The organism is Actinoplanes sp. NPDC049265 (assembly GCF_043197135.1).
Taxonomy (GTDB): domain Bacteria; phylum Actinomycetota; class Actinomycetes; order Mycobacteriales; family Micromonosporaceae; genus Actinoplanes.
Genome location: NZ_JBICSP010000007.1, coordinates 26,847 through 42,382 on the forward strand (window position 1 = coordinate 26,847; position 15,536 = coordinate 42,382).

The following is a 15,536-nucleotide window of genomic DNA, read 5'->3' on the forward strand; positions in this document are numbered from 1 at the left end:
ATCCCCCGGCCGAGCTACCGCTTTTGTCCACTGCGGAGGGATGGCGTGGCCGTTCGTCGCTCCTAGTCTCGTCAGCCATGACCGAAATCTCCCCCGCGCGCCGCCGGCTGCGCCGTTTCCGGGTCCCGGTGCTGGTGGTCGCCCTGCTGGTCGTGCTGGCGGCGACCCGCGGCCTCAACGTGCTCGCCGCCGACCACGCGTTCCTGGCGCTGATCGTCGGCCTCGGCACCGCGGCGGCGGCCCTGTTCTGCTACCACTGGCTGTCCCGCACGGTCGAGGCCCGGGACACCGTCACCGAGCTGTCCGGCACCGGGCGGTGGTCCGGCCTGGGACGCGGCGCCGCGCTCGGTTCCGGCCTGTTCCTCACCATGATGCTGGTCATCGGGGCGCTGGGCGGATGGGAGCACCTCGGCTGGGGATCGTTCGCCGGTTTCGTCGCCAGCATCGGCGCGTCGGCCAGCATCGCGGTCAACGAGGAGCTGCTGTTCCGCGGCGTCGTGTTCCGCATCCTGGAGGAGCGGACCGGCGGCGTGATCGCGGTGGTCGTCTCGTCGCTGATCTTCGGACTCACCCATCTGGTCAACGACCACGCCACCCTGTGGGGCACCCTGGCGCTCGGCATCGAGGGCGGCACCCTGACCGCCGCCTGCTACCTCATCTCCCGCTCGCTGTGGCTGCCCATCGGCCTCCACTTCGCCTGGGACTTCACCCACATCGGCGTCTTCGGGCTGCCCACCTCCAGCAGCGTCGGCGCCGCCGAGACCGGCCTGCTGCACACCACGCTGGCCGGACCGGACCTGCTGACCGGCGGCACCTTCGGCCCCGAGGCCAGCCTGGCCGCGTTGCTGATCTGCCTGACGGCCGCGTTCTTCCTGCTGCGCCACGCGGCCCGCAACGGCCGGATCCGTCGCCGGTCGGCGGTCACCGTCACGTCCTGAGGTGGCCGCTCAGATGCGGAACTGGGACACCAGCCCGCTCAGGTCGGTCGACATGCGCGCGAGTTCGGCGGTGGCCTGCTGGGTCTCGGCCACGCCCTGGTTCGTGACCCGGGCCGCCTCGGCCACACCGGTGATGTTCTGCGCGATCTCCCCCGTGCCGCCGGACGCCTCGGACACACTCCGGTTCATCTCGGCGGTGGTGGCGGTCTGCTCCTCGACGGCCGAGGCGATGGTGGTCTGGAACTCGCTGATCCGTTCGATCACGATGGAGATCTCCCCGATCGCGGCGACGGCGCCTCCGGTGTCGGCCTGAATCGCCTCGACCCGGCGGGAGATGTCCTCGGTGGCCCGGGCCGTCTCCTGCGCCAGGTCCTTGACCTCGGAGGCGACCACGGCGAAGCCCTTACCGGCGTCACCGGCCCGGGCCGCCTCGATCGTCGCGTTCAGCGCCAGCAGGTTGGTCTGTTCGGCGATCGAGGTGATCACCTTGATCACGTTGCCGATCTCGGCCGAGGAGTCGCCCAGCTTGTTCATCGTGGCCGAGGTGGCGGCGGTGACGGCGACCGCCTCGGTCGCCACCCGGGCGGCCTCGGACGCGTTCTGCGAGATCTCCCGGATCGACGCACCCATCTCCTCGCTGCCGGCCGACACCGTCTCCACGCTGCGGGAAACCTCCTCGGCCGCGGCCGAGACGGCCTGCGCCCGCACCGACGTCTGCTCAGCCGATCCCGCGATCTGGGCGGCGGTGCTGGTCATCTGCTCGGAGGCGCCGGCGAGCGAGGCGGCCGAACCCTCGATGGTCGCGATGGTCTTGCGCAGCCGGCCCATCGCCGTGTCGAGCGAACGGGCCATCCGGCCGGGTTCGTCGAACGACGTCAGGCCGGTCTCGCGGGTGAGGTCGCCCTCGGCGAGGCCGTCGCACACGTACTTGACCTTGGACAGGGAGGTCACGATCTTGCGGGCCACCAGAAGACCCAGGGCGAGCGCGAGCAACAGGCCGAGGACGAGGGTCAGGATCGAGGTGGTGCGGCTCGACTCGTAGCCCGACCGCGCCGCCGCCGCGTTCTTCGCCGCGTCGGCGGTCTCGGCCTGTTCCATGGTGACCAGGTCGGCGAAGATCTTGGTCAGCAACGGCAACGCCTCGCGGTCGCGGACCTGGGCCCATTCCGCCAGGGCGTTTCGTTCGCCGGCGGGGATCAGCTTGGTCGACGCGACGTCGGCGTAGGCGTCCCAGTTGGTCTGCAGGGTGTCGAGCAGCCGCGGATCGGCCGACGGCTCGCTGTCGCGGTAGGCGGTCATCGCGGTCTTGAAGGACTCGAGGTCGGTGCGGAAGCCATCGCCGAACTTCTTGGTCGAGGCCGCGTCCACCGACAGCGCCTGGTTAGCCGTGTCCACCCGAGCCTGGGTCACCACATACCTGAGCTGGCCGACCGCCCTGATGCTGGCGACATTGCTGCGGTACATCAGCTGCGCGGAGTCACTGGCCTGGCCGAGCGAGACCAGGCCGACGATGCCGACGGCCAGGGCCACCAGGGCCGCCGTCGCGACCGCGGCGATCACCTTGACGCTGACGCTGAGGTCGGCGAAGGAAGCCCGACGAGGTCGGTGATCTGTCATGCTCATCGTCGTCTCGTCCCTTGAGCGCTCCGGGCGTCACCGCCCGCATCGAGCTTGCCGACCTTCACTATGCGAGTCCCCGGCCCGGTGTGGGCGCGATTCGGCGATTTCGGCAACGCCGCCGGGCCGGATCAATAGGGACGAGATCCGGGGTACGGGCCGTCCGGGTCGATGGTGCGCATGATGCGGCCGCAGATGTCGTGCAGTTGCCGGGGCTGCGCCTTGGTCAGCGGGTCGAAGACCAGACGGCGGACCTCGCCGACGTGCCCGGGCGCGGTCGCGACGACCTTCTCGTAGCCCTCGTCGGTGAGGATGGCCAGGGTGAAGCGGCCGTCCTCGGGGTCGGGCTCGCGGCGTACCCATCCTCGTTTCTCCAGGCGGCCGACGGCCTGGGAGAGGCGCGGCAGCGAGCCCTCGGAGATGGCCGCGAGCAGGCTCATCCGCATCCGGCGGCCGGGGCGCACGGACAGCGCGGCCAGCGTCATGTATTCGAACAGATTGATCCCCGCGTCGCGCTGGAGCTGGGTGTCGAGCGAGCCGGTCAGCCGGGTCAGCACGGAGAACAGCGTCAGCCAGGTGTTCAGCTCGTCCTGATCGAGCCAGGGTGTTTCGTCGGTCACGTACGTCACCCTACCAGGACACTTGCATGTTTAAGTCATCCAGGCCTAGCCTTGACTTAAGCATTTAAGTCATCGAGCTCAATGGGGAATCATGAACATCGCTCTCTGGGTCATTGCCGGCGTGGTCGCCGCCGGTTTCCTCTTCTCCGGCATCTTCAAGCTGGCCCTGCCGCACGACAAGTACATCGAGGCCCAGCCGTGGGCGGCCGACGCGCCACGCTGGGCCCCCGCGGCGATCGGCGTCCTCGAGGTGCTGGGCGCCGTCGGCGTCATCCTGCCCGCCCTGCTCAGCGTCGCTCCGTCCCTGGTCCCGGTGGCCGCGACCGGGCTGGTGCTGGTGATGGCCGGCGCGGTGGTCATGCACCTGTGGCGCCGCGAGTACCCGGCCCTGGCCCCGAGCGGGGTGCTGCTGATCCTGGCCGCGGTGGTGGCCTGGGGCCGGTTCGGCCCGTACGGCTTCTGACGCCGGCGGCGGGCCGAGCGTCCTCTCCGGGTGCGGCACGGCGATGCCGGTTATAGCCTGCATCTGACGTTCTGCCCCCTCGAACGTCCCCTGTTGGTAAGCAGAGCCGCTCTGCGCACCAAGAGTCGCCCCCATGTCACCGGCCGATCGGGGAAAGACGTGCGACGACTGCTCTTCACCGCGGCGACGGTGCTGGCCACAGTGGCCCCCTCGATCGCCGGCGCCACGGCGGCCTCGGCCGGTGCGCCCGGCCCGGCGATCCCAGCCGGTGCGCCCGGCCCGGCGATCCCAGCCGGTGCGCCCGGCCCGGCGATCCCAGCCGGTGCGCCCGGCCCGGCGGCCTCGGCCGGGGCGCACGTACCCGATCGGGCCGAGTGCCCACGGGACCTCGACTGCCGGTGGCTGCCGGCGGCGTACGCGTCGAACAATCCGGCCGACGCCAACGCCTACGGCAACTACGATCCGGCCGACCGGCCGCGCGACCTGCCGATCAGGTACATCGTCATCCACGACACCGAGAGCAGCTACCAGAGCACCCTCGCGTCGTTCCAGAACCCGACGGCGTACACCTCGGCGCACTATGTGATCCGGTCGTCGGACGGCGAGGTCACCCAGATGGTGCGGACCAGCGACATCGCCTGGCACGCCGGCAACTCGCTGGTCAACGACGAGTCGATCGGCATCGAGCACGAGGGGTACGCCGCCGACGGCTCCGTCTGGTTCACCGACGCGATGTACCGCAACTCGGCCGCGCTGGTCCGCTACCTGGCCGCGCGCTACCACATTCCGCTCGACCGGGACCACATCGTCGGCCACGACGACATCGCCCACCAGCGGAACTACACCGGCTCGCACTGGGACCCGGGGCCGTTCTGGAACTGGTCGTACTTCATGAAGCTGCTGCACGCGCCGGCCACCCGGCCCGGGAGCCGGCTGGTCACGCTCGCTCCGAACTTCGCGGCCAACCAGCAGGAGCTCACCTACTGCACCACGAGCGGCTGCCGCACCCTGCCGAAACAGCCGTCCAGCACCACGCTGCTTCGCGCCGAGCCGCGCGACGACGCGCCGCTGATCACCGATCCGGTGCTCGGCGGCGGCAGCACCGATGCGGCCGACTGGTCGGACAAGGCGGCGTACGGCCGGACGTATGCCGTCGCGGAACGCCGGGGCCGGTGGACCGCCGTCTGGTTCGGCGGACGCAAGGCGTGGCTGCACACCAACGTCACCCGTCCGGCGGCCGGCCGGCTGGTGCGCCCCCGGGCCGGCGTTCAGGTGCCGGTCTACACGGCCAACCTGCCGAACCCCGACGAGTGGCCGGCCGGGACCCCGGCGGGCAACCCGGCGACACCACCGGCCCTGAACCCGGTCTACACGATCTCCGGCGACCAGCGGTACGAACTGGCCGACGCCGGCCCGGCGCTGATCTACTACGCCCGCTTCGACGGCAACGACGTGCCGTTCAACCACACGGTCATCCGCGGCGCCGCGACGTTCTACCGGATCTCCTTCAATCACCGGTTCATGTACGTCAAAGCGAGCGACGTCGAACTCCGCTGACCCCGCCCAACCCGGCATCAAGAACGACGACAAGTCCTCGCACTTCTGGCCCGTCGTCCGCATCGACGAATCGGTGCGGTCAGGCGCCGGGGCCCGGGCCGCACTGGCCGAGACTGCCCACCCGGCAGGTCGACGGGTCCGCGACTTCCCCGGTTGCCGGGACGGCAGGAACGTCGACAGCGCCAACCACCGCGGCCACGTCGCCTTCGCCGACAAGTCCACCGGGGCCCGCCGGGGTCAGTCGTTGAGCTGGGCCCGCTCGATCTCGGCCAGGGCCGCGGTCAGGTGCGGAGCCGGGTCGCCGGTGGACAGGTCGGCCAGCAGCAGGGCGGCGTGCTGGGCCAGCGACTCGGCCGGGGGCCGGGCCGCGGTGTCGTCCTCGTCGAGGACGCCGAGGGCGCCGGCCAGCAGGATCAGGAGCACGTGCGGGTCGACGCCGGGGAGCCAGGTCATCGAGGTACGCGCGCAGCGCTCGAGGACGGCGCGTACGTCGTCGCCGTCGACCCCGTCGGGGTGCGCCCGCTCCAGGAGCAGGCGGACGGTCGTACCCAGGATCAGGCCGGTCTGAGCGGCGTCCAGCGCACCGAGCTCGGCCGACGCCTGGTCCAGCGCCGCCGCGTCGCGGGCGCGGACGGCCGTCACCGCCTCGACCGTCGCGGCGGCGATCGGCCGGGCCGGGGCCGGGAGGTGACGCCAGTTCTCTGTCATCCGCAAAACCCTAAACGGTGTCCGGTATGACACGTTATGAGAATATGTCAGCGTGTTACTCACCCGACGAAGCCTGCTCGCCGCCGGCGCCCTGATCACAGTCGCGCCGGCCGGACCCGACTGGGGCGCGCTCGACGCCTCGCTCGACGGGCCGGTCGAGCGGCCGGGCACCACCGGGTACGACGCGGCCCGCCGGCTCTACGACCCCCGGTTCGACGGGGTACGCCCGCCCGCGGTCGCCCGCTGCGCCCACGCCGGAGACGTGGCCGAGGCGATCCGGTTCGCCGGCCGCGAAGGTGTCACGATCGTCACCCGGGGCGGCGGGCACTCGTACGTGGGCGCCTCCACGAGCACGTCCGCGCTGGTGCTGGACGTGCGGCGGCTGGCCGCGGTGAGCTGGGACGCCGCCACGCGGACCGCCACCATCGGCGGTGGCGCGCGGCTGATCGACGTGTACGACCGGCTCGCCGCCCGCGGCGTGTCCATCCCGTCCGGGTCGTGCGGCACGGTCGGGGTCAGCGGCATCACCTCCGGCGGCGGCATCGGCATGGCGTCGGCCGCGTACGGGCTGACCTGCGACGCGGTCACAGCGGCGCGGCTGGTCGGCGCGGACGGCCGGGAACGGACAGTGGACGCGGCCCGGGAGCCGGACCTGTTCTGGGCGCTGCGCGGCGGTGGCGGTGGGCAGTTCGGCGTGGTCACCCAGTGGCGGATGCGCACCTTCGCGGCCGCGGCGACCGGCCAGTTCACCCTCTCCTACCGCTGGGCCGACGCGGCCGCCGTGGCCGCCGGGTGGCAGGCCGCGATCACGCGCGCGGGCGGCGCCTGGTCGACCTGCCAGTTCGTGGCCGAGGCGGATCGGAGTCTGGGCGTACGCGTCAACGGGTTTGTCATCGGTGACACCGCGACCGCCGCGGCCGAGGCGATCGAGCGGGCCGTCGGCCGCGAACCCTTGTCGGTCAAGCTGAGCCGACGGTCCTATCTGGACGTCATACACGACCGGGCCGGCGCCGGCGACCACCGCACCGAACTGGTCGGCAGCGACGTCTTCGCCCGGCCGCTGCCGGCCACCGCGGTCGAGGCGATGCTGGCCGTGGTCGAGGAGCGGGCCCGCGCCGGCCGGCCCGGCGTGGCCAAACTCAAGCAGCTGACCGGTGCGCCGGCCCGGATCCGGCCCGACGCCACCGCGTTCCCCTGGCGCGGCGCCCACACCATGATGCAGTGGCTGGTCATGCCCGCGGCCGGCGACGCCGCGACCGTCCGGGACGCGTACGCCTGGATCGACCGCGGCCACCGCGCCCTGTCCGCCTGGTCCTCCGGCCGCTACGTCAACTACCTCGAACCCGATCCGGCCCAGCTCACCCGCGGCCACGGCGCGAACCTGGCCCGGCTGCGCCGCGTCCGTGCCGCCGCCGACCCGCGGCGGCTGTTCCGGGGGCCGTACACGCTCTGAACACTCAGATCCGCCGCCGTACGGCCGAACAGCAGATTGCTGAATGGCTGGAGGCGCAATGCGATCGAACCGTGGCCGGCGCTCCCCTCGCGCCATGGCCGTCACGTTCGGGCTGGTCCTGGCCGTGTTGTCCGGTCTGGCGGTGCTCGGCAGCTGGCGGCAGGCCACCATCGTCACCGACCTGGCCGCGGACGCCGACAAGATCGACGCCTTCCAGGAGGCCATCCTGCTCTCCCAGCGCGAGATGGAACTCGTGCAGGCGGTACTGAACGAGCCGGACGGGACCGAACGGCAGGAACTGCTCTCGCTGCACGATCGGACCCACAGCGCGATCGAGCAGCTGGCCCAGACCGTCGACGCCGGGCGACGGGCCTCGGCCGAGGCCATCGCCGGCCGGCAGGCCGCCCTCGAACCGACCCTGCGCGGCTACCTCAGCGAGATCGACCAGGGCCACCGGGACGCCGCCGCCGACATCCTGGAGCAGGACATCGAGCTGCGCCTGGACACGGTCGCGGCCAACCTCCAGACGATCGCGGCCTCCGAGTCGGCCAGCTACCTGCGGGCCCGGACGGCGGCCGAGGACGACTCGCGCACCCTGTTCTGGGGCAGCGTCGCGATCTTCCTGCTCACCCTGGCCCTGCTGGCTCTCTACGCCCGCTCGACCCGCGCGCACCGCCGGCAGATCGAGCACCTCGCCTCGGTCGACGCGCTGACCGGGCTGCCCAACCGCGCCGGGTTCGCGGCCCGGATCCGCGCGATGCCCGCCTGCGCGACGGTCGTGCTGGTCAACCTGGACGGCTTCCGCGACGTCAACGACCAGTTCGGCCACCAGACCGGCGATCTGCTGTTGGTCGAGGCGGGCGAGCGCATCGTGGGGGCGGTACGCGCGGACGACATGGTCAGCCGGCTCGGCGGTGACGACTTCGCGATCCTGGTGACCGACTGCGACTCGGGCCTCGACGAGGCGCTCGCGCACCGGCTGCATCAGGCCTTCCGGGAGCCGTTCGCGCTGGACGGTGTCACTGTCGACATCGAGGTGAGCGTCGGCGCGGCCACCGCCCAGCCCGGCGCCGACGCCGCGGCGGTGCTGGTGCACGCGGATCTGGCCATGCACGAGGCCAAGGAGCAGCGGTCCGGCTTCCGGCGGTTCGACCCCGAGGCGACCCAGGAGTACGCCGCGCGGCTGACCATGCTGGGCGATCTGCGCCGCGCGCTGGCCGTCGGCGACCAGTTGACACTGCACTACCAGCCGAAGATCGTGCTGGCCGGCGGCGACCGGGCCGGCGTCGAGGCGCTGGCCCGCTGGACGCATCCGGAGCGGGGGTTCGTCTCGCCGGCCGAGTTCATCCCGGTGCTGGAGACCACGAGCCTGATCCACGACTTCACCGACTGGGCGCTGAGCGCGGCGCTGGCGCAGGCGCGGCGCTGGCATGATGCGGGGCAGGCACTGCCGGTGTCGGTGAACATCTCCACCCGTACCCTGCTGGATCGGGGTTTCCCGGAACGGGTGGGCGAGCTGTTGCGGTCGGCCGGGGTGCCCGGCCACCTGCTCTGCGTCGAGATCACCGAGTACACCGTGATGAGCGACCCGGAGACCACGATCGGGGCGCTGCGCCGCATTCGGGAGCTGGGCGTGAAGACGTCACTCGACGACTACGGCACCGGGTACTCGTCGATGGCGTACCTGAAGAGCCTGCCGCTGGACGAGCTCAAGATCGACCGCACCTTCGTACGCGACATGATCGTCGACGCCGGCAGCCTGGCGCTGGTCGAGTCGGCGGTGACCCTCGGGCACCGGCTCGGGCTGACCGTGGTCGCCGAAGGCATCGAGGACGCCGAAACCGCCGGCGCGCTCCGCACCATCGGTTGCGACCTGGCCCAGGGCTACCACTTCGCCCGGCCGATGCCGGCCGACCAGATCTCGGCGACGCCGAGACGTGAGCTCACGCCCCACCCATGACCAGGCCGTCGAGTGGTAGCCCAGGGCGGTGTCGCGCCTCCGGATGCCGCCCGGGCTACCACTCGATGGTGTGCTTCACGGCCCGAGGTAGCGGTGTGGCCATTCCGCGGGGTGGAAGACACTGAGGCCGTCGGTGAGCCGTTCGTTCCACTCCGGCGCCGACCGGGACACACCGACGGCCGTCTCGATCGCCGACGGCGCGGTGCCCCCGAACGCGATCGTCCGGCGGGCCTCCGCATCGCGCAGGTCGGCCTCGAACCACGATCTGACCGCGACGAACTGGTCGGCCACCGTCGCGCCGGGTATCGGCCGGTGATGGGCGGTCTCCCATTCCCGGCTGCGCGGGTGCCGCCCGGCGTCGGGTTGCTCGTTGCGCAGGTCCTTCAGCGCGTCGAAGACCAGCGACCAGCGGTACGGGGCGGCCAGCCAGCGCGGTTCCTCCATCGCGCACACCGGCCGGCCGGCGGACCGGCCCAGCATCGCCTCAGTCACGTGCGTCGCCAGGTCGCCCGGCGAGTGGGTGGCCGCGATGGCGTGACCCCGGGCGTGCACGGCGGCGTCCACCGCGTGCGAGACGGCGCAGCCGCGCAACCGGGGCGCGACCGCGAGCAGCTCCGGCCAGACGTGGCCGAGGGGTAGCGGAATCGGCCACCCGGTGAGGTGGGCCAGCACCGACAGCTCGGCCCACAGCCGCAGCCACGGCACGCGGTCCGGAAGCCGCTGCGCGGCGCGCATCTCGCGCAGCGTGCACGCGGTGGTGCGGCACTCGGCCGGGCACGAGGGGCTGCGCCGGCCGATGACCTCGCCCGGATCCGCGGTGATGGCCGGGTTGACGGCTTCGGTCCCGGTCCCGTCCGGCATCCGCACGAGCAGCGGGTAGTCCATGCCGTCGGTGTACAGGGCGGCGGTGCCGGGCGTCAGCGTCACCAGGTATTCGGACTGCTCCCGGGTCAGGTTCATTGTCGCGCCGACCGCGTCGCGATCGTCGCGGGCCGGGAGCCGGTGCACGATCTTGACGGCGGTGTTCTTGATGACATCGGGGGTCAGCTTGGCCGGGATCTGCTCGGCGATCACCAGACCCTCCCCGTACGCGCGGATCTCAGCCAGCAGCGAGGCGAACAACTCGACGGCGTGGGCCGCCGAGCCCGCCTGCTGAGAGTTGCGCAGCAGCCGGTGCGCCTCCTCGAAGACACTGAGATGCTCCAGGTGAACCGGCGCGTGCTCGCGGGCACGCTGCCGCACCCGCAGGTGTTCCACCAGCCGGATCAGCACCGTACCGATCAGGAACGCCTTGTCCTGATCGTCGCCGGCGTCCTCGATCTCGAACACGACGTTGCGCCGGAGCAGGGCGGCGAAGTCGATGGGATGCCCGCCCTCGAGAAAACGACCGGGACTGCCCAGACGCAGGCTGGCGATCCGGATCCGGATGAAGCCGAGAATGTTGTCCCGGACCTCGGGGCCATAACCGGTGTCGAGAACCACCTGCTCGGCCACGCGCTGCAGGTCGGCGAGGGTCGGATAGCGGGGCCGCAACCCGGCCGTGGCCGGTTCACCCAGCGCCAGGTCCCAGCCCAGACCCTCGTAGCAGCGGGCCAGCGCGGCCGCCAGCACCTGCGGAAACGGCTGCTCGGACTGGAACGAGGCGGTGAACAGCGCGCGCACCATGTCGGCGTGGGCCTGCAACGAGAATCCCGGCGCCGGCTCCAGCGGATTGATGCCGGCCGGGATCAGATCCGCACCGCCCGGCCTTATCGTGATCACCGAACCGGCGCCCAGCCGGGCGGCCATCAGCTTGTACTCGGCCTTGGCCGGCTCCACCACCAGCCACGGGAGACCCCCCTCGGTGGCCGCGGCGAGCAGCGCGCGGATCGTCTGCGACTTGCCCGCGCCGGTCGCACCGGCCACGAAGGTGTGCCGGTTGAGGCTCTCCCGGGCGAGCGCGAGGTCGTCGGTCTCGGCATGGTGCTGATCGAGGACCCGGCCGAGCCGGATCGAGCCGGCCACCGTGCCGGTCTCGGGAGTGGTGTCGAACGTGGACCGCAAGGTCAACCTGGTGCCGGGGATCTCGGTGGTCAGGGCCGGGATCAGCGCGGTGAGAAGTTCCGAGCCGGCCACGAACGGGGTCTCCCACCGGTCCGACGGCGCGGGGGCGGCGAGGCTGGACGTCAGCGGGCCGGCGTCGGATCGGGTCGCGAGAGCGTACGGCAGGTCGGCCAGATCGGCCGCGGCGGTGACCAGCGCCCCGACGCCCGCCGCGGCCCCGGGGCTCTCACCGCCGGCCAGCAGGTGCACCCGCCACAGGCCGGTCGACTCGGCGCGCCGCAGCTCCTCGTGCCGGCTGCCCAGCCTGGCGCTGCGGATCGCGTTGACCGGCGAGTCACGGTTGCGGCTGTCGCGTTCCAGCTCGCCGACCCGGGTCGCCTCGGCCGCCACCCAGGACGGGGTCAGCGGCTCGGCGATCAGAACCCATGCGAACGGCTCCCGCCAGACCCGCAGGAGACCGTCGGCCAGGGCCAGCCGCACGGCGCCGGCCGGCCCGCCCGGGGCCGTCCGGCTGAGCATCCCGTCGTGGGAGCCACCGATCCGCACCCACCACGGCACGGCCGCGAGGTCGGTCAGGAGGCGGCCCTCGGGCAGCATGCGGCCCAGACCGCCCGGCGGGACGATGGTCGCGGCCCGGCCGGGCCCGGTGGCGCTCAGGGCGGCGCCGCCGACGTAGAAGTCGATCGGTCTGGTCGCCTGCTCGCGCCGCCAGCCGATCACCAGCGGCACGTCGGCGCCGGCGGAGATCGCACCGTGATAGGCGGCGACCACCCCGGCGAATCGCAGACGCCACGCGGGATCGCCGGCGCCTCCGCGGTCGCCGGCGCGGGGCGGGCGGGGCAGCTCGGTGAGCCGGCCGGCCGGCGCCGAGGCGAGCAGACGCAGGGCATCCGGCGCTCGCGACGGCTGAACGGTCATGCCGGAGAACGTAGCAATCGATGCTAGTCTTCGTGTCCATTGGACACCGGGGAGTCCACTATGGCTGACCAGTCACTGGTGCCGAGCCACGATCCCGATCCGGCCGAGTCGGCCCTGGCCCGCCTGGCGACAGCGGGCGAGCGCGTCGGGTGGACGTTTCATGACCGGCGCCGCCATTTCCGTGACTTCCCCGAGGCCAGACCCGACCGTGCCGGCGAACCGCCGCCGATCACCGTGGACGTACGCGCCGAGCGGGGCCGGCTGGCCCGCGCCATCACCGCCGTGATCCTGGTCGGCGCCGGGTTCACCGCGGTGTTCGCCGGCTCGGCCGGGCTGGCCGGCCGCAGTTCGATGCCCGAGCTGCAGGGGCGGATGCGGCTCCTGGCGGTGGTGCTGGCCCTGGTCACCGTCGGCGGGGTGGTCATCGCCGTCCGGCGTTACCGCGGCGCCGTCAACCGGCCCGCCACCGAGCGTCTCCGGGCCGAGAAACGGCACGAACAGGCGGTGGCCGGCTACGAACGACGCCGCGAGAAGTTCGAGGAGCGCGAGCGCCGGGAGCTGTCGCACGTGCCCGAGTGGAGCGCCGTCTCGATCGCCGGCAAGAGCAGGTTCCTCGATGTCGTCGGCGGTAACGTCTGGGGCTGGGAAGCGCTGCTGACCGTGTACGGCGGGTCCCTGCTCGGCCAAGATCACGCCCTGGTCGTCCTCGACCTGTCCGGCCAGGCCGCCTGCCGTGAGCTGGTGCGCCTGGCCGCTGCCGCCGACGTGTCCCGCGAGGTCCAGCTGTTGCGGCCCGACGCCACGGACACCGACCTGCTCGCCGGCCTGAGCACCGACGAGCTGATCAAGGTGCTGGTCGAGAGCATCAACGCGCCGGCCCTGTTCGGCACGCCGAGCCGGGAGGAAAGCGCCCGCCGGGCCGCCACCCGCGACGAGCGTTCACTGGACAGCCGCATCCTGCGCGCGATCGCCGGCGAGCTCGGCCCCGACATCACCGTCGAGCGCCTGTGGGCGGGCGTCCGCCGGCTCCTGACCGAGCCGACGACGGACCTGCTCAGCGACGAGGAGCGCCTGCGGCTGTCCGAGCACCTGTTCGGAAGCGAGTACTACGCACTGATCAAGCCCCGGCTGCCACGGCTCGAGGCCGCGCTCGAGCCGCTACGGCACCTGCGGCCGCGGGCCACACCCGGGAACAGCACGCTGACCTGCTTCGCGATGCCCACCGACGACGTCGGCACGGACACCGACCTGCTGCCCCATCTGGTCGTCCAGTGGCTCACCCGCCGCATCGTCACGACCGTTCCACCGGCCACGCCGGGCAACGACGCCCCGTTCACCGTGATCCTGGTCGGCGCCGACGACATCACGCCGCCGCACCTGCGCGAACTCGCCGACCAATGTGAGCGGCGCGGCATCCGCCTGGTCACGATCTCGCGGACCATGGGCGGCAGCCTCCGGCAGGGTCTCGGCCGCGGCCTCAAGGCCTTCATGCGCCTGGGTACCGACGCGGACGACGCCGCCTCCTACATCGGCCACGGACACAAGTTCGTCCTGAGCCAGCAGAGCACCACCGTCAGCGGCGAGAAGAGCCACGCGCATGGCACCAGCACCGGACACGACGAGGCTCAGGGGCGCAACAGCGGTCAGGGCCAGTCCGGCGACTACCACGACATCCTGGCCCTGAGCCGGAACTGGAGCGCCGACGAGTCCCGCACCTGGAACGTCTCCCGCACCTGGGGCAGCACCCGGCAGGAGACATCGAGCATCGGACGCAGCGAGGGCACGGCGACCAACCGGGTCTACGAGTTGATGATCGAACCGAGCCTGCTGCGTGGCCTGCCCGATTACGGGATGGTGCTCGTCGAACACGGCGCCGAACCCATAATCACCGCCGTCGACTGCAACCCCGACCTGGCGACGATCCCCGCTGTCAGCATGGAACCGTACCCGGAGGTGATCACCCGGGTGAAACACTCGCCGTGGAAGCAGGCCGGAAAGGCCCTGGCCGGGTCGGCCCCACGCGTCGCCGATCGGCTGCGCGGCCTCTACCCTCGGCGTAGAACCACCTCCGACGACGCATGATCGTGGCCGCGTAGGGAGCGACAGTGAGCACCGAGAGCACCGACCGCGACCGGGCCGCCGACGGGGCGGAACAAGACTGCATGCCGGAAGCTCGGCTCCCCTCGCTGCCTCCGCTCGGCCGCGGCGGGCCTCCGCTCAGCGTCCTGAAGGAGCTCGTCCTGGGCGGCCCGACCCGCGGTGAGGAAGCCCTCAGGCACTCCGACGTTCCGCCTCCGCCGGCTGACGGGTAGGCGTCAGCCGCCATCCGGAGCGGACGAAGCGGACCCACCGGACCCGGCGCCATCGGCACCGCCACCGCTATCGCCGCCATCGGCACCGCCACCGCTATCGCCGCCGCCGTCGCTGCCCGAGCCGTCCGCGCCGCCGCGCCTCAGGTCGATCGTCTGCACCGGATCGCCCATCTCCCCGATGGGGTCGGAGCTGTCGGCGGGCACTCCGGGCGACGGGCCCCGGCGCTCCAGCACCGTCGGGCCCTGGTGGTTCATCGCGGCGTCGACGTTGTTGTGCGCCGTTTCGGCGTTGTAGCCGGACCCGCTCAGCCGGCCCAGCATGCTCATCGTCCCGGCCGACTTCCGGTCCTGATAGGTGCCGGCGAGGTCGGCCGCCACGGATGCCGTCTTGCCGAGATCCACACCGTCCGCCGAGGCCCCGTGCGCTTCCGGGAGCGTCGAGGGCACACCGGTGTGGGAGTTGAACCCGTCGTGGGCCCCCTGCGCGCCGCCGGACAGGGTGTTGCCGAAGCTGGTGGAGTCGTTCTTGGCGTCCGCGTTCTGATACATGGTCGTCAGAGCGCGTTCTTTCCCCTCGGGCGAGACTTCCTGACCGGATTCGTCCGGTCGCGACGATTGGTCGCCCGGGTCCTCCGGCGGTGTCTGCGGCCCGCGGGAGTCAGCCGAGTAGATGCTCAGCCGGAACGAGGAGTCGCCTTCCTGTGAACGGGCCTGGGTTTGGCGCGACACCGAATCCGCGCTGGTCTCGTCGGTGACGCCACCCGGCTCCGCACGCTCATCGGACGTTTCCGGCGACTTCCTTTCGCCGGACGAGTCCGGCCGGTCGAACGCTGCCATGAAACCCCCGGCCCGACTGCGGAACGCCCATCATCCCCGATCCCACCATCGAGCACCACCTTCCGACCCCGCACGTCCTGGTCGCTCGGATGCCTCGCGATCGCAGGTGA

At 72.0% G+C, this 15,536-nt stretch carries 12 protein-coding genes; 7 read left to right on the top strand and 5 right to left on the bottom strand.

All coding sequences use genetic code 11. From position 1 onward, the window contains the following. The first annotated feature begins 77 nt into the window (after positions 1-77). A complete protein-coding gene (locus tag ACGFIO_RS18660; RefSeq protein WP_392827502.1) occupies positions 78-938 on the top strand; it encodes a CPBP family intramembrane glutamic endopeptidase in 861 nt (286 codons plus the stop codon). A gap of 9 nt (positions 939-947) precedes the next feature. On the opposite strand, the gene ACGFIO_RS18665 is transcribed toward ACGFIO_RS18660, so the two are convergent. Together ACGFIO_RS18665 and ACGFIO_RS18670 are read right to left on the bottom strand one after the other, a co-directional pair. Then, the gene (locus tag ACGFIO_RS18665; protein WP_392827503.1) at positions 948-2,555 is read right to left on the bottom strand and encodes a methyl-accepting chemotaxis protein; all 1,608 of its coding nucleotides are present in this window, start codon (positions 2,553-2,555) and stop codon (positions 948-950) included. 131 nt (positions 2,556-2,686) lie between these two features. After that, positions 2,687-3,175 carry a MarR family winged helix-turn-helix transcriptional regulator gene (locus ACGFIO_RS18670; protein ID WP_392827504.1) on the bottom strand — a complete coding sequence of 163 codons (489 nt, stop codon included), beginning with the start codon at positions 3,173-3,175 and terminating at the stop codon, positions 2,687-2,689. Between the two features lie 91 nt (positions 3,176-3,266). On the opposite strand from ACGFIO_RS18670, the gene ACGFIO_RS18675 reads away from it, so the two are divergent. Both ACGFIO_RS18675 and ACGFIO_RS18680 read left to right on the top strand, forming a co-directional pair. After that, positions 3,267-3,638 carry a DoxX family protein gene (locus ACGFIO_RS18675; RefSeq protein ID WP_392827505.1) on the top strand — a complete coding sequence of 124 codons (372 nt, stop codon included), beginning with the start codon at positions 3,267-3,269 and terminating at the stop codon, positions 3,636-3,638. Positions 3,639-3,797: 159 nt separating this feature from the next. Beyond that, positions 3,798-5,195 (top strand): N-acetylmuramoyl-L-alanine amidase, encoded by a 1,398-nt coding sequence (locus ACGFIO_RS18680; protein ID WP_392827506.1) that lies wholly within the window; start codon positions 3,798-3,800, stop codon positions 5,193-5,195. A gap of 237 nt (positions 5,196-5,432) precedes the next feature. Here ACGFIO_RS18680 and ACGFIO_RS18685 read toward each other — a convergent pair whose 3' ends face one another. Continuing rightward, on the bottom strand, positions 5,433-5,903 hold the full coding sequence (locus ACGFIO_RS18685) for a hypothetical protein (RefSeq protein ID WP_392827507.1): 471 nt from the start codon (positions 5,901-5,903) through the stop codon (positions 5,433-5,435). A 52-nt stretch (positions 5,904-5,955) separates the two neighbouring features. Between ACGFIO_RS18685 and ACGFIO_RS18690 the strand changes: the two genes are divergently transcribed. Together ACGFIO_RS18690 and ACGFIO_RS18695 are read left to right on the top strand one after the other, a co-directional pair. Beyond that, positions 5,956-7,356 (top strand): FAD-dependent oxidoreductase, encoded by a 1,401-nt coding sequence (locus tag ACGFIO_RS18690; RefSeq protein WP_392827508.1) that lies wholly within the window; start codon positions 5,956-5,958, stop codon positions 7,354-7,356. 94 nt (positions 7,357-7,450) lie between these two features. Further along, positions 7,451-9,316 (top strand): putative bifunctional diguanylate cyclase/phosphodiesterase, encoded by a 1,866-nt coding sequence (locus tag ACGFIO_RS18695; protein WP_392827509.1) that lies wholly within the window; start codon positions 7,451-7,453, stop codon positions 9,314-9,316. A gap of 75 nt (positions 9,317-9,391) precedes the next feature. On the opposite strand, the gene ACGFIO_RS18700 is transcribed toward ACGFIO_RS18695, so the two are convergent. Next, entirely contained in the window at positions 9,392-12,277 is a 2,886-nt protein-coding gene (locus ACGFIO_RS18700; RefSeq protein WP_392827510.1) for an ATP-binding protein, read from the bottom strand. Positions 12,278-12,337: 60 nt separating this feature from the next. On the opposite strand from ACGFIO_RS18700, the gene ACGFIO_RS18705 reads away from it, so the two are divergent. Both ACGFIO_RS18705 and ACGFIO_RS18710 read left to right on the top strand, forming a co-directional pair. Beyond that, on the top strand, positions 12,338-14,359 hold the full coding sequence (locus tag ACGFIO_RS18705) for a hypothetical protein (RefSeq protein ID WP_392827511.1): 2,022 nt from the start codon (positions 12,338-12,340) through the stop codon (positions 14,357-14,359). A gap of 23 nt (positions 14,360-14,382) precedes the next feature. After that, positions 14,383-14,589: a hypothetical protein gene (locus ACGFIO_RS18710; protein ID WP_392827512.1), complete on the top strand. Its 207-nt coding sequence runs from the start codon at positions 14,383-14,385 to the stop codon at positions 14,587-14,589. Positions 14,590-14,592: 3 nt separating this feature from the next. On the opposite strand, the gene ACGFIO_RS18715 is transcribed toward ACGFIO_RS18710, so the two are convergent. After that, the gene (locus ACGFIO_RS18715; RefSeq protein ID WP_392827513.1) at positions 14,593-15,426 is read right to left on the bottom strand and encodes a hypothetical protein; all 834 of its coding nucleotides are present in this window, start codon (positions 15,424-15,426) and stop codon (positions 14,593-14,595) included. Positions 15,427-15,536 lie beyond the last annotated feature (110 nt).